The sequence below is a fragment of the Virgibacillus halotolerans genome, assembly GCF_016908515.1.
GTDB classification, from domain to species: Bacteria; Bacillota; Bacilli; order Bacillales; family Amphibacillaceae; genus Virgibacillus_M; species Virgibacillus_M halotolerans.
Map to the genome: position 1 here is coordinate 74,216 of NZ_JAFBEA010000013.1, position 13,596 is coordinate 87,811.

The following is a 13,596-nucleotide window of genomic DNA, read 5'->3' on the forward strand; positions in this document are numbered from 1 at the left end:
GTCATTAACACTGTACAGAGCCTTCCATTTATAGGGATATATCAACGAAAACAGCCTATTTCATTATGAATGAAATAGGCTGTTTTATTTTGTGAGTTTCTACTAGGTAACCTGTTTTTTTATTTTTTTTGAATTATTATCTGTTACTTCCAGTATATCAAGTAAGAAAACGAACACTGGGATACCGATAATTAATCCCCAGACACCAAAGAAGTTTTGCGAGAAAATAAGTACGACAAACGTATAAAAAACTGGTAAATTTGTTTTGGAAGACATCAGCTTCGGATTTAGAATATATGCTTCAATCCCATGAATCATCATAATAGCTACAAATAAGTAGAATACTTTCAAAAATCCACCTATTGTAAACGCAATGAGCGTAAGCGGGATAAGTGAAATAATAACACCTGCAACAGGGATGAGCCCTAGAAAGAAGATCATAATGGTTAATCCAAAAACCTGTGGGAATCCAAGAACCATTAATACAATGACGGATAGACATGTATTAATGAGTGCGATAATGAACTGAGCTTCAATTACTTTTCCAAATGTACGTGAGAACTTTTTACCGAAGAACTCAATCTCATGATAGAATGGTGCAATCTTGCTATCTTTAAACTTCTTCGTGAATGCTATTAAACGCGGCTTTTCAAGCAGGAAAAATAGACTTAACAATAAAGCGATCAAAACCTGGACACTCGTTTTACTAATATCCGAAAAAGATTTCAAGAGAAATGAAAAACCATTTTCTATATAAGCGGTAATCTGATTGTTTGTGATAATCGACTCAATGAAGTTTATGATGGAATTGTCATATGATTGTGTTGAAAAGTTTGTAATCTGTCTAATTAATTGGCTGATTTCTGTTGTAACAATCGGCAAATACTTCACAATGCCTACTGTTAATAAACCAACAATAATTGTATATAGCAATAACACAAGCAGTGTTCGGTTTAGCTTTAAGCGTGCGATTGTAAATTCAACAAGTCCATTCATTAAAAAAGTAAAAATAAATGTTAGGAGAATGAGATTCATCATACTTCTAACACTGAAAAGAATGAGGACGATTAAGCCAAAAATAATGGCACGTTTAACGCCTTTTTTTTGAAAAAAATCTGCTATCGATTCCATGTAAATAGTTCCCCTTAAAAAATCCGTTTTAAAAACCACATTAACATTACTTATATATATTAAGTATCTCCTTGAAAAGTGAAAAATACAAGTTTAACAGAAGGGAAATTTTTTCTGTTCGTATATTCAACTGAAACCTGCTCCATTAAAATAAAATTCTTGCCAAATAAATGACCATGGTAACAGTAACGGTACTGGCCAGGGTAGAAAACAGGACAACCTGGGCGGCGAAATTGGGTTGATTATTATATTCTTGTGCAATAACCGAGCTGTTTACAGATGTAGGCATTGCAGAAGCGATTAACAATGCCTGGGCCGCAATACCGTCAATTTGAAAGACATAAATCATTCCCAGGGCGATGATCGGTCCGATAATGAGTCGAATTAATAAGCTGAAATAAACGGATGATAACCCCGTTTTAAATTTAATTTGAGCAACTTGTGCACCGAGTGTAAGTAATGCGAGAGAAACCATTGCATCCGCAATATAATTTGCTGGGACCCAAACAAACGCTGGAACCGGCACATTGTAAACATTTAACAGGATACCAGCCAGCAATGCATATAAAACCGGCATCTTAAAATAGCCAAGTGCAGCTTTTAACTTGCCGATTTTGACCGATTGCAGTGAAAATATTCCATAAGAAAACAGGAAGATGTTTTGCAATGTAAGCATGATAACCTGGATGGACATGGCGAATGGGTCGCTTTTAAATACTAAATCATTAACAGGAACACCATAATTACCAGAGTTAAAAAACATCACACTGTTAGAAAAGGCAATTTTCTCATCCTTCTTTGCACCGGATAGCTTCGCCCATAAAAGCGAAATGAGGTAAAGGATAATAACATAGATAATGAAGAAGAACATCACCTTGCCAAATAAAGAAGCGGAGAACGTCGTGCTGTATAATTTAACAAATATAAATCCGGGAACAAGAAAATAGATATTTAATTTTGCTAATGTCTGGACATCCAAGTTAAACTTCTTCTGTAAGATAAAGCCAATGGCCATAATAATGAAAATAGGTAATATAATATCTTTTAAAATAAAGAATAGCTCTGTCAAGTAATCGCCGCCTTTCTATGATTTCCTTTGGCTGTTTTTTAAAATTTTTCTCTAAGTGATGAATCTTGAAAGCATGTTGATTTTCGCTCCAATCAACGATCGTAAAAGTAAATAGCTATCGTTTGATATAATCAAGCAATAGATGGGTGAAGCTGCAAAACACAATAGCATCGAAGGAAATACACATAGAATCCTGCGGGACAGCGAAGGCGATGAGACCCCGCAGCGTTCTTTGCGAGGCAGACTAAGTACGCCAACGTCCTGTGGCAACGTCTGCACTAGCACATCCTGTGCGTTGAAGGCTCAGCGCGAGCCCGCGGAAAGCGTAGTGTATTTCCGAAGAGGTAAGACAAAGAACCGAATTCATCCCGTCACGGTTTATATCAATATCAACAAAGTATACGAGAAACAACCTCCGTTCTTACTTTGCTATCAGGCTGGATTTGGTATAGTCATAACCTACATAATTAATCGCCTGCAGTCCAAGGAAGTTTTTAATCGCAAGTGCTGCGCCGCCAAGTGCCGCAGAATCCGCTCCTAACTTAGAGGCCCGGATGTCCCGATAATTATTCATTTTGGATTTGAGTTTGTGCTCTATTTCTGTAATGAATGGAGAGTTTTCATTAATAATGGCACCATTTAGAACGATTTTTTCCGGATTGAAAATATTAATAATATTGTTTAACCCAATGGCTAAATAATCCAGGTACGTATCGATAACAGGGACTGCTCCTTCCTGATTTAATAAGGATACTAAATCAATAGCGCCGCCGATGGAGGTCTTTTTATGTAATTGATCGACCAATGCCTTTTCGGCAGCATACAATTCCCAACATCCTTTGTTGCCGCAAGGGCAGGGCAATCCTTGCGATTCAATGATCATATGACCGATTTCCCCTGCGAAACCTTGATAGCCATGATAAATTTCATTTTTATGTATCATTCCTAAGCCAATACCTGAATACAATGTGATACAAAATAAATCCGCAATGTGCTCATCGTAGACCTGTTCTGCAAAAACACTTAGATTGGCATTGTTATCAACGACAACCTGCGTTTGCAATGACGCTTCCAAGCTATGTTTTATATTAATGTTGGACCATTGATGTTTAGGTGTAAAAATAATTTCATTTTCATTATTCACAATACCATGAATACCTACGCCAACACCAACAAGTCCAATTGGTTTATAGGTTTGATCCAAATCAGCTAGATAGGGCTTAAGACTTTCGATTAATTGTTTGGTGACATGATCCAAATTATCGTTACTGATCTTCAATTTTATTTTTTTAATTGGTGCCCCTTTTAAATCTGTAAAGAGAATGTTCATTTGATGTTCATCGATATCAACGCCAATACTATATCCAGCACGCCCATTAATTTCTAATAAAATGGGTTTTCTCCCCCGTGTAATCGATTCTCCTATATTTTTCTCAATGACAATATGCTCCTGAATGAAATCATTCACCTGGGAAGAGACAGTCGCTTTATTTAACCCGGTGATTCTTGCTAGATCACTCCTTGATAATGACATGTTTTTAATGATCTCCTCGAGCAAAATACTTCTGTTTAATTGTTTGATATAACTAGCATCGCCAGTATTCACTATATGTCCTCCTAAAAAATCAGTAAAATTGTATAATTCTGCTTGAAAAATAAACCGTTTACATATATTATAACAGTATAAGAGAAATAGTTTGTTTAGTAAACAAATAATTAATCAGTAGAAGATTTGTTATTAGCAGCTGTAACAGGAATATAAAGTAACGATAAACTTTACATGCTATTTAATAAAAATGGGGAGAGGTTGAATTCATATGAAAACATTTATCACAGATGACTTTCTACTATATAATGAAACCGCGAAGGAACTTTATCATCAGACCGCGAAGCATTTACCAATCATCGATTATCATAATCATTTAGATCAAGTAGCTATTTTGGAAGATACAAATTATAAAAACTTAGCTGAGATTTGGCTTGCCGGGGATCATTATAAATGGAGAGCAATGCGCGCGAACGGAATTAGCGAGGAATATATTACTGGCGATAAAAGTGATTATGAAAAGTTTTTAGCTTGGGCTAAAACAGTACCAAATACGTTTGGTAACCCATTATATCACTGGACACATCTTGAACTATTAAATTATTTTGGGATTGATGACGTATTGAATGAGGAGACAGCACCGGCAATATGGGAAGAGGCGAATAAAAAGCTCAATTCTCCTGAATGGTCGATTCGCTCTTTATTGAAAAAGGACAAAGTAGAGTTCCTTGGTACCACCGATGATCCGGCAGATGATTTAGCCACACATATTGCACTGGCGAAAGAAGGGTATGAAACAAAGGTATCCCCATCTTTTCGCCCGGATAATGGTTTAAGCATTGAAAAGGATGGATTTCTCCCTTGGCTAGAGAAATTAGGAAAAGCGGCAGATACAGCAATTGAAAGTTACGACGAATTTTTACAGGCATTAGCAAAACGCGTTGATTACTTCGATGAGCATGGCTGCAGAAGCTCTGATCACGGCATAAGTGTTCTATTTTATGAGCAGGCTACAAAAGAAGAAGTTGCGACGGTTTTCCGTAAGCGATTAAATGGCGAAACATTGTCAGCAAAAGAAATAGACCAATATAAGACTTTTACATTAGTATCATTGGGTGAATTCTACGCAGACAAAGGCTGGGTTATGCAGCTGCATTTAAGTCCACTCCGCAATAATAATACAAGAATGTTTAACAAGATTGGTCCGGATAGTGGCTTTGACTCTATTGGTGATCTTCCTATAGCGGATAAACTTTCTGGTTTGTTAGATGCAATGGAAGAAAAGAATAAACTTCCGAAAACAATATTGTATAGCTTAAATTCCAACGATTATCATGTACTTGCTTCCATGGCAGGCAATTATCAAGATGATGAAATTCCTGGGAAGGTTCAATTTGGTACTGCATGGTGGTTTAATGATACAATTGATGGTATGGAAGACCAGATGAAGATTTTAGCGAATGTCGGGTTGATTAGTAACTTTGTTGGCATGCTAACAGATTCCAGAAGTTTCCTATCATTCTCAAGACATGAGTACTTCAGAAGAATACTCTGCAACTTGTTAGGTACATGGGTTGAAGAAGGAAAGGTTCCAAAGGACATGGCTTTGCTTGAAAAGTATGTGCGCGGAATTTGTTATGAGAATGCCAAACGTTATTTTTCAATCTAAATCGCAATCTAAATTACTTTTTTACAAGAAAGGAAATGAACATGTCAAAACAACAAATAGGTGTAATTGGTTTAGCAGTAATGGGTAAAAACTTGGCATTAAATATTGAAAGCAGAGGATATTCTGTTTCTGTATATAATCGCTCTCCGGAAAAAACAGACGCTTTCTTGGCGGAAGAGGCCAAAGGTAAAAACTTTGTTGGTGCAAAAAGTATCGAAGAATTCGTTAATTCTTTGGAAAAGCCACGTAAAATTTTACTCATGGTGAAAGCAGGACCGGCAACAGATGCAACAATCGAGTCCTTGCAACCTTACCTTGCCAAAGGTGATATTCTAATTGATGGTGGGAATACATTATTTGAAGATACCATCCGTCGTAATAAAGAACTGGAGAAAACAGGCATCCATTTTATTGGTACTGGTGTATCCGGTGGAGAAGAAGGCGCGTTGAATGGTCCTTCGATTATGCCTGGTGGACAGAAAGAGGCGTATGATCTTGTCGCACCAATCTTTGATGCGATTGCAGCAAAAGTAGACGGTGAATCATGTAGCACATATATTGGACCAGGTGGTGCAGGGCATTATGTGAAGATGGTTCATAACGGTATTGAGTATGGGGATATGCAGTTAATCTCTGAGGCCTATTTCATCTTGCAACAAGTACTTGGATTAGAAGCGCAAGAACTTCATGAAGTATTTTCAGAATGGAATAAAGGCGAATTAGATAGTTATTTAATTGAAATTACAGCGGACATATTTACAAAAGTGGATGAAGAAACTGGGAAACCACTTGTAGAACTTGTCTTGGATAAAGCAGGTCAAAAAGGTACTGGAAAATGGACAAGTAAAAATGCGCTTGACCTTGGTGTTCCACTTCCATTGATCACGGAGTCTGTGTTTGCACGTTGTATCTCTGCAATGAAGGAAGAACGCGTGAAAGCCAGTAAGGTATTGAGCGGACCAGGTGTAAACAAATACGAAGGCAATAAAGAGGAACTAATTGAAGCCGTACGTAAGGCATTGTACATGAGTAAAATCTGTTCTTATGCACAAGGATTTGCTCAAATGCGTGCCCAATCCGAAGAAAATGATTGGAATCTGCAATACGGGGATATTTCGATGATTTGGCGTGGTGGATGTATTATTCGCGCAAGATTCCTACAAAAAATTAAAGATGCTTATGATCGTGAACCAGGCTTAGCGAATTTATTACTGGATCCTTACTTCAAGGAAATTGTTGAAGGATATCAATCCGCATTGCGTGAAGTCGTTTCCGTAGCAATTAAACAAGGAATTGCAGTGCCAGCATTCTCGAGTGCAATAGCTTACTATGATAGCTATCGTACGGCGGATTTACCAGCTAACCTATTACAGGCGCAACGTGACTACTTTGGTGCGCACACGTATGAACGAAAAGACAAAGCGGGTACATTCCATACAAATTGGTTCTAAACATAAAGAAATCCCCTGTTCAATAAAACGGGGGATTTCTTTTAAAAAATTAAAATTGCGCTGCCTGCAATTCAACCGCATTGGCGTATGTTAATATCAGTTCCGGTACTTGTAAAAAGCGTTTAATGGAAAGCGCACAAGCACCCATCACACAGGCTTTGTTTCCAAGGTTAGAGATAACGATTTCCTGATACTGACTCATGGATGAATGCAGGTTACTTTTGATTTGGTCAATTACATTTGGATACATCCGCAATACCCTACTGTTGATAACCAAGGTTTCCGGATTATACAAATTAATAATATTATTTAGCCCGATGGATATGTGTTTTATAAATTGATTCAGTACTTTGTACGTGACAGGATCCTGGGTATCGATCCATTTTTGTACATCGTCAAATTTTATATTAGACTTACCCTGTTCCTTTTCCAATTGTGCAAAGAAGCTTGGTTCCGAGGCATACAGTTCCCAGCATCCCTGGTTACCACATTTACAGCGATCACCATCTGGAAAGATAATCATATGTCCCATTTCGCCGGCATAGCCGTGATATCCTTTGTGGAGTTTGCCGTCAATCATGATGCCTGCGCCAATACCTGAAGAGATATTGAGATTTAGCAGGTTACTGTTTTTTTGATGTTTATATACGCTTTCTGCATAGGCCGAAAGATTCGCATTGTTTTCAATGGAAATGGGGATACTTAATTCCTTTTGGAGTGTTGCCTTTAACGCTTTTTGACGCCATTGAAATTTAGGAACAAATAAAATGCTTTCATCTTTATTGACTGTACCGTGGATGCCGATCATTACGCTAATCAGACCGTAACGGCTGTTGACATATTGTGCACTATAATGCTTTATTTGTTCAATTAATTGCCGCACGATCGTATCATAATCGTCTGTTTCGAGTTGAATCGTATCAGATTGAACAGGGTTTCCTTGTAAATCAGAAACGGTATATTGAATCTGATTATAGTCAAGATCGATTCCCAATACGTAGCCGGCCGGGCCGTTGATGGAAAGCATAATGGGTCTTCTACCGACTGTGTTGTGTTCGAGCTGTGTTTCGTAAATGAGTTCGTCATCTAATAAACTGGCAACCTGTACAGAAATCGTTGCTTTATTGAGACCCGTAATTTTTGAAAGATCTGCGCGCGATATTCTGCCATGTTCGATGATGTTTTTTAAAATGACACTTCTATTAATTTTTTTAATGTAGGCACCATCACCTGTAACCATACAAAATCCCCCTTGTTGTGAAACATTTTTGCGTAGAACGATGTGATTTCTACCTTTTAATTTGTCTGTTGAACAAATAAAATAGTAAAATAAAAAGGTAATCGAGTATTTTCTAATTGAAAGGCTTTATAAAGCGTTTACATTGATGCTTATTATAATATATCATAGTTTAACGATGATGACACGATACAATAATAAAAAGGAGTGATTGAAATGAAAACCCTATACTTTGATTGTTTTTCAGGAATGAGTGGAGACATGACGATTGGTGCGCTGCTTGATGCTGGAGGGGATCCATCCCATTTAGAAGAAGAATTGAAAAAACTACATATGGATAGCGAATATGAATTAAAATGGAATAAAGTTGTGAAGAACGGAATTACGGGGACAAAATTCGATGTGGTGCTAGCGGAAGCAGATCATCATCACGAACATCATCATTCACATGGCCAACACCATCACCACGGTCATCGGTCGTATAAGGATATTGTGAAATTGATAGAAGCGGCTGGTTTTTCTGATGAAGTAACGAATATGTCTTTAAAAATCTTTAAAAAAATAGGAGAAGCAGAAGGTAAAATTCATGGCATGCCACTTGAATCGGTTCATTTTCATGAGGTAGGCGCAGTGGATTCTATTATAGACATCGTCGGGACAGCAATATTGATACAACAAATGGAGATAGATGTGATTAAATCGGCGCATGTCCCAGTTGGATCAGGAAGGATTCATATCGATCATGGTGTATATCCGATTCCAGCACCGGCCACATTAGAAATTTTACTTGGCGTACCCATTGCTGCAAGCGAATTAAAGGCAGAGTTGACGACGCCAACTGGTGCGGCGATTGCAGCGGTACTTGCAGATGAATTTTGTACCTTGCCAGCGATGAAAGTAGATGCGATTGGTTATGGCGCTGGAACGAAGACCTTTCAAGATCATCCGAATGTACTTCGTGTAATTATTGGAGAATAATCGATTCTATTAAACACCCGCAGGCAAACCAAACGTTTATCCTAAAATTATCTAGGAATGCTTTTTAAAAAGCATTCCTAGATAATTTATTCGGTAATTTAGACAGTTCTAGGCAATGTTTTTACGCTTTTTTTGTTATATACTAATAGATGGGTACGCTAAAGGGAGTGATAATTTTGAATCAATCCATCCTGGCAATGTACCGAATGCATGGGATTACAGAAACATTTGACTATCACTCACATCAGGAATATGAAATATATTTTTTTCATGCTGGATCATGTCGATATTTGATTCATAATCAAATTTACGATTTGGAGCCTGGTGATATTTTGTTAATGGATGGGATGACACTCCATAAACCGAATGTGAATCCAAATAGTGAATATGTTCGCAGTGTCGTTCATTTTTCTCCACAGTGGATTAAAGGCGTGTTAACAGAATTAAACAGTATGTATTTATTAGATGCCTTTAAAAAACTACAGCATTGCTTGATCCGTACCAAGGAAAATGAGGAGTCCAAGGAATTGGAAAGAACCATATGCCGTCTGTCAGAATTGCAACAAGCTGGAAAAAGACAGGATCTTCAATCGGAGACAGAAATGAAGGTATTATTACTGCAAGTGTTAATTAGTGTGAACCGGCTCGGGGAAATGGATTCGAGGAAAATTCCGGATGAGAAGCCGGAGAAGGCTGCGTATGCGGAGGACGTTGTTGCATATATCCAATCAAATTATATGCGTAAATTAACAGTGGATTCCATTGCCGAAGGGCTTAATCTAAGTAAATCTTACGTTTCCCATTTATTTAAGGAAATGACAGGGTTTACAGTAATGGAGTATGTCATGGGATACCGGCTAACCCAGGTGAAATATTTACTTGAAATGGAACCGGATAAAGCATTAAAGGATATTGCGAATGAAAGCGGATTCGAAAGCGTTTCCCATTTTAGTCGTTATTTTCGTGAAAAAGTAGGCGTAACGGCTAGAGAATATCGCAGGTTACGTCAACAAATATATAGTAAGGAGAATGTATGATGAAAAAAGTGAGATTGGGAATTATAGGTTTGGGTGCGCAAGGTGGCGCATATGCAGGCTTTATTGCAGAGGGAAGAGTAAAGAACATGGAAATTGGTGCAATTTGTGATACCGATCCAGAGAAAAAAGCAGTAGCAAAAGAAAAGTATCCAGACGTTCCATTTTATGATAACTATATCGATATGCTGGAAAGCGGCGATGTTGATGCGATTGTAACTTGTGTGCCGCATTACTTGCATCCCGAAATGGGTATTGAATCACTAAAAAGAGATATCCATGCATTGGTTGAAAAGCCAGCAGGTGTTTATACGAAGCAAGTAAAAGAGCTAAACGAATTTGCTGCTACCAAACCAGAATTAACGTTTGGCATTATGTTCAACCAAAGAACAAACGAACTATACCAAAAGGTGAAGGAAGTTATTGATAATGGCGAAATCGGTAATATTCGCCGAACGAATTGGATTATTACGACATGGTGGAGACCACAAGGCTATTATGACCAAAGTGCATGGAGAGCAACATGGGAAGGTGAAGGTGGCGGTGTGCTTGTTAACCAGGCCCCACACCAATTGGACCTACTTCAATGGATTTGCGGTGTACCTAAAAAGGTGTATTCGAATGTGAAATACGGTTATCAAAGAGATATTGCAGTGGAAGATGAAGTAACGACATTGCTTGACTATGGCAATGGGGCAACGGGTGTATTTATTACTTGTACACATGACATCATGGGGACAGACCGCTTCGAAATCCTTGGTGATAAAGGGAAAATCGTGGTGGACGACAGTAAGAAAGTAACAATCAAGCGCCTTTATAAATCAGAGAAGGAAATGAGCGACACCATGGCTTGGGCAGATGTTACGAAGCTCTTCATGGGTGGAGATCTGTCAGAAGTGTACAGTGAAGAAGTACTGGAATTTGAAAGTGTTTGGGGCGGACAACATACCGCAGTAATGGAAAACTTTGCTGCCAATGTTTTAGATGGCACGCCGCTACTCGCACCTGGCAGTGATGGCATCAATGGGGTTGCATTAGCAAACGCTATTCATCTATCAAGCTGGTTAGGTAAGGAAGTAGAACTTCCCGTGGATGAAGATGTTTACCTGGCAGAATTAAACAAAAAGATAGAAGAGGAAAAGGTCAATCAAAAATAATAATCTATCGAACTAACTCATTGCCTGCTTGGCTATGGGTTAGTTTTCAAGGGGGAACGGGCTTATGCTTAGAATAGCCATTATTGGGCTTGGAGATATTTCAAAAATTCATATACCAGCGATTCAAGCCAATCCTAATGCAGTGTTGACCGCCGTGTGCGATATTGACGAAACGTTAAAAGATACGGTTCCAGGTGTTAACTTTTATTCCGATTATGAAGTAATGCTTAAACAGGAAAAGTTGGATTGTGTCCATGTTTGTTTGCCGCATCACCTCCATTATCAGGCAACGAAAGCTTGTGTGGAAAAAGGTGTACACGTATTTCAGGAAAAGCCATTGGCACGTAATGCGGAAGAAGGTATGTCCTTAGTAGATTTGGAGGAAGCAAACAAGGATATTAAGATTTGCGTCTCTTTCCAAAATCGTTTCAATGAAACATTTGAAAAGCTACAGGAAATCGTGGCAAGTGGAAAATATGGGAAAGTCACCGGTTTAAAAGGATTGGTTACTTGGTTTCGCCCGAAAGCCTATTATGATGTGAAACCATGGAGGGGCCAAATGAAGTATGCCGGCGGCGGTGTCATGATTAATCAGGCGATACACACGCTCGATTTAATGCAGTTACTTGGTGGTGAAATTAACACGATTAGAGGGTCTGTCGACAATTTATTTGATTATGGTTATGACGTGGAAGACACAGCAGTGGCCAATATTCAATTTAGTAATGGTTCGACGGGGTTATTTTTTGCGACAAATACAAACGCAGGAAATTCCAGTGTCGAATTGCAGGTTATTTTAGAAAAAGGGAAACTAACGATTAAAGACAGTATCCTAACAAAGGCAAATGAACACGGGAAAAAAGAAGAAATCATTGAAGATAAAAAACTTCCTGGGTCGAAGTTTTATTACGGGGCCAGCCATGCTAAATTAATCAATCATTTCTATACCTGTATCGAAAATGACTCTCAAGACTATATCCATGTGAAGGATGCGCAGACATCCATGGAAATGATTAGTGCGATTCGCAGATCTTCAGAAATTAAACAAGAAATAAACATGGAGGTATATCAATAATGAAAAAAGGAAAAATCGGCGTTCAAATGATGATGCTTAAAGGGAAAGTGGAAGAGCTTGGTGCTTATGAAACAATGAAAAAACTATCTGAACTTGGTTATGGTGCAGTGGAAGTATCACAAATTCCGATGACGGAAGAAAATGTTGGAGAATTGAAACGGGCAAGCAAAGACTTCGACATTAAAATCGCAGCGATGTCAGCTCCTCTAGAGCCGATGATGCCGGGCGCACCTGGGGAAACGCTAACAGATGATTTTGATAAAATTGTCAACGATTGTAAAACACTCGATTGTAACTTTTTGCGTATTGGCATGCTTCCATTAAATGTGATGGGTGATAAGGATCAAATTATGGCATTTATCGAAAGAGCAGAGGCAATGGCTGAAAAGCTGGCTGGTGAAGGAATTGAATTATATTATCATACACACCATATCGAATTTCAAAAATTTGATGGTGAGTATTTATTAGACATGATTAAAAACAATACGTCTAAGCTTGGCTTTGAACTGGATGTACATTGGATTCAGCGGGCCGGCGTCGATCCGGTTGAATTTGTCAAAGAATATAAAGGGCGCATTTCCCTATTACACTTGAAAGATTATCGGATTGGTAAATTGGATGTGACAGCGGATGATTTAAAAGATATGGGTACATTTTTTGAGAAATTCACGAACTTAATCGAGTTTGCTGAGGTTGGTGAAGGAAATCTTGATATGAAGGCGATCATTGAAGCAGGGCTTGATAGCGGTGTACAATATTTCTTAATTGAACAAGATGATACGTACGGACGTGATCCATTCGATTGCTTGAAAATATCAGCAGATAACTTAAGAGAATTAGGATATGCGGACTGGTTTTAATAGGATGAAAAATGCAGGCTAATTTCTAAAAGAATGTTGTTTCATACAAGGGTTTCTATAAACTGCGATGTAAGGTATGTTGATTTCCGCTGCAGGCAGTCGCTTTCCGCGGGCAACGCTTCAACTTCCTCGGAAGCAAAAACCGCTTCCTGCGGGATTTTCAGCTGTTGCTTTTCCCGCTGGAGTCGACTGCCCTCCGCTCCAATCAACCATCATAAAAGTAGATAGCTAATGTTTTGATATATTTAAGTAATTAATGTGATGAAGTTACAAAACACAATATCAGCGCAGAAAATACACGTAGACTCCTGCGGGAATGCGAAGACGATGAGACCCCGCAGCGTTTTTTGCGAGGAGGCTCAGCGCGAGCCCGCGGAAAGCGTAGTGTA

General features: G+C 38.4%; 11 protein-coding genes. 7 read left to right on the forward strand and 4 right to left on the reverse strand.

The features are described from left to right. Window positions 1-102 precede the first annotated feature (102 nt). The 3 genes from JOC34_RS20475 to JOC34_RS20485 all read right to left on the reverse strand — a co-directional run bounded on the left by JOC34_RS20475 (window position 103) and on the right by JOC34_RS20485 (window position 3,806). Window positions 103-1,131, reverse strand: coding sequence for an AI-2E family transporter (locus JOC34_RS20475; RefSeq protein WP_205138655.1), 1,029 nt, complete (start codon window positions 1,129-1,131; stop codon window positions 103-105). A 145-nt stretch (window positions 1,132-1,276) separates the two neighbouring features. Continuing rightward, on the reverse strand, window positions 1,277-2,200 hold the full coding sequence (locus JOC34_RS20480; protein WP_205138656.1) for an AEC family transporter: 924 nt from the start codon (window positions 2,198-2,200) through the stop codon (window positions 1,277-1,279). Window positions 2,201-2,621: 421 nt separating this feature from the next. Beyond that, a complete protein-coding gene (locus JOC34_RS20485; protein WP_205138657.1) occupies window positions 2,622-3,806 on the reverse strand; it encodes an ROK family protein in 1,185 nt (394 codons plus the stop codon). 211 nt (window positions 3,807-4,017) lie between these two features. Between JOC34_RS20485 and uxaC the strand changes: the two genes are divergently transcribed. Both uxaC and gndA read left to right on the forward strand, forming a co-directional pair. Further along, complete coding sequence (gene uxaC / locus JOC34_RS20490; RefSeq protein WP_205138658.1) at window positions 4,018-5,415, forward strand: glucuronate isomerase; 1,398 nt, start codon at window positions 4,018-4,020, stop codon at window positions 5,413-5,415. Window positions 5,416-5,456: 41 nt separating this feature from the next. Further along, complete coding sequence (gene gndA / locus JOC34_RS20495; RefSeq protein WP_205138659.1) at window positions 5,457-6,866, forward strand: NADP-dependent phosphogluconate dehydrogenase; 1,410 nt, start codon at window positions 5,457-5,459, stop codon at window positions 6,864-6,866. Between the two features lie 49 nt (window positions 6,867-6,915). Here the strand turns inward: gndA and JOC34_RS20500 are convergent, their stop codons facing one another. Further along, window positions 6,916-8,106 (reverse strand): ROK family transcriptional regulator, encoded by a 1,191-nt coding sequence (locus JOC34_RS20500; RefSeq protein WP_205138660.1) that lies wholly within the window; start codon window positions 8,104-8,106, stop codon window positions 6,916-6,918. Window positions 8,107-8,319: 213 nt separating this feature from the next. Here JOC34_RS20500 and larC point away from each other — a divergent pair, with 213 nt between their 5' ends. The 5 genes from larC to JOC34_RS20525 all read left to right on the forward strand — a co-directional run bounded on the left by larC (window position 8,320) and on the right by JOC34_RS20525 (window position 13,207). Beyond that, window positions 8,320-9,081 (forward strand): nickel pincer cofactor biosynthesis protein LarC, encoded by a 762-nt coding sequence (larC, locus tag JOC34_RS20505; protein ID WP_205138661.1) that lies wholly within the window; start codon window positions 8,320-8,322, stop codon window positions 9,079-9,081. 176 nt (window positions 9,082-9,257) lie between these two features. Continuing rightward, the gene (locus tag JOC34_RS20510; RefSeq protein WP_205138662.1) at window positions 9,258-10,118 is read left to right on the forward strand and encodes an AraC family transcriptional regulator; all 861 of its coding nucleotides are present in this window, start codon (window positions 9,258-9,260) and stop codon (window positions 10,116-10,118) included. Then, on the forward strand, window positions 10,118-11,272 hold the full coding sequence (locus tag JOC34_RS20515) for a Gfo/Idh/MocA family protein (RefSeq protein ID WP_205138663.1): 1,155 nt from the start codon (window positions 10,118-10,120) through the stop codon (window positions 11,270-11,272). Before JOC34_RS20510 ends, JOC34_RS20515 begins: the two co-directional genes overlap by 1 nt. Window positions 11,273-11,336: 64 nt before the next feature. Next, the gene (locus JOC34_RS20520) at window positions 11,337-12,347 is read left to right on the forward strand and encodes a Gfo/Idh/MocA family protein (protein ID WP_205138664.1); all 1,011 of its coding nucleotides are present in this window, start codon (window positions 11,337-11,339) and stop codon (window positions 12,345-12,347) included. Continuing rightward, on the forward strand, window positions 12,347-13,207 hold the full coding sequence (locus JOC34_RS20525; RefSeq protein WP_205138665.1) for a sugar phosphate isomerase/epimerase family protein: 861 nt from the start codon (window positions 12,347-12,349) through the stop codon (window positions 13,205-13,207). Before JOC34_RS20520 ends, JOC34_RS20525 begins: the two co-directional genes overlap by 1 nt. Window positions 13,208-13,596 lie beyond the last annotated feature (389 nt).

Coding starts and splice junctions, on each gene's coding strand:
- JOC34_RS20475 (WP_205138655.1), bottom strand. CDS start 1,131: ATGGAATCGATAGCAGATTTTTTTCAAAAAAAAGGCGTTAAACGTGCC.
- uxaC (WP_205138658.1), top strand. CDS start 4,018: ATGAAAACATTTATCACAGATGACTTTCTACTATATAATGAAACCGCG.
- gndA (WP_205138659.1), top strand. CDS start 5,457: ATGTCAAAACAACAAATAGGTGTAATTGGTTTAGCAGTAATGGGTAAA.
- JOC34_RS20500 (WP_205138660.1), bottom strand. CDS start 8,106: ATGGTTACAGGTGATGGTGCCTACATTAAAAAAATTAATAGAAGTGTC.
- larC (WP_205138661.1), top strand. CDS start 8,320: ATGAAAACCCTATACTTTGATTGTTTTTCAGGAATGAGTGGAGACATG.
- JOC34_RS20515 (WP_205138663.1), top strand. CDS start 10,118: ATGAAAAAAGTGAGATTGGGAATTATAGGTTTGGGTGCGCAAGGTGGC.
- JOC34_RS20520 (WP_205138664.1), top strand. CDS start 11,337: ATGCTTAGAATAGCCATTATTGGGCTTGGAGATATTTCAAAAATTCAT.
- JOC34_RS20525 (WP_205138665.1), top strand. CDS start 12,347: ATGAAAAAAGGAAAAATCGGCGTTCAAATGATGATGCTTAAAGGGAAA.